The sequence below is a fragment of the Vibrio renipiscarius genome (assembly GCF_000827885.1).
Taxonomy (GTDB): Bacteria; Pseudomonadota; Gammaproteobacteria; order Enterobacterales; family Vibrionaceae; genus Vibrio; species Vibrio renipiscarius.
In genome coordinates, this window is record NZ_JTKH01000004.1 from 1 (window position 1) to 946 (window position 946).

General features: G+C 45.5%; 2 tRNA genes and 1 rRNA gene. All 3 read left to right on the forward strand.

The features are described from left to right. Positions 1–347, forward strand: a 16S ribosomal RNA gene (locus OJ16_RS02600); the annotation flags it as partial. Between the two features lie 89 nt (positions 348–436). Further along, a tRNA-Glu gene (locus tag OJ16_RS02605) sits at positions 437–512 on the forward strand. 17 nt (positions 513–529) lie between these two features. Continuing rightward, positions 530–605 (forward strand) — tRNA-Ala (locus OJ16_RS02610). Positions 606–946 lie beyond the last annotated feature (341 nt).

Below are 946 nucleotides of genomic sequence, written 5' to 3' on the forward strand. Positions count from 1 at the left end.
GTCATCATGGCCCTTACGAGTAGGGCTACACACGTGCTACAATGGCGCATACAGAGGGCTGCCAACCAGCGATGGTGAGCGAATCCCAAAAAGTGCGTCGTAGTCCGGATTGGAGTCTGCAACTCGACTCCATGAAGTCGGAATCGCTAGTAATCGTGAATCAGAATGTCACGGTGAATACGTTCCCGGGCCTTGTACACACCGCCCGTCACACCATGGGAGTGGGCTGCAAAAGAAGTGGGTAGTTTAACCTTTCGAGGAGGACGCTCACCACTTTGTGGTTCATGACTGGGGTGAAGTCGTAACAAGGTAGCGCTAGGGGAACCTGGCGCTGGATCACCTCCTTATACGATGATTACTCACGATGAGTGTCCACACAGATTGATATGTTTATAAAGTTTAAGAGATAGAAACACTTTTGAGGTGTTTTACTAGTGTCCCGTTCGTCTAGAGGCCTAGGACACCGCCCTTTCACGGCGGTAACAGGGGTTCGACTCCCCTACGGGATACCATCTCCTCATAAGGATATGGGGCTATAGCTCAGCTGGGAGAGCGCTTCGCTGGCAGCGAAGAGGTCTGCGGTTCGATCCCGCATAGCTCCACCATTTTTAAGTGCATTTACGTTCAGTAAGAAAGTGAGTGTTTTTAAAAATGGTTTCATTATCTTTTTTAGATATAAAAATCTAGCTCTTTAACAATTTGGAAAGCTGACTGATAACAACAATGTTGTTATCAAAAAAAGTTCTCAATGTTTACCTATATGGTAAACACCAAAAAACACATTCAAGTGTTCTTGGCAATATCATCATTTATGATGATTATTCGAAATTGAGTCCGGCAAAATCGAACGTCTCTCACTCATAAAATAGAGAGACAACTTGGTTGTTTAACGAAACTCCTTCGGGTTGTATGGTTAAGTGACTAAGCGTACGCGGTGGATGCCTTG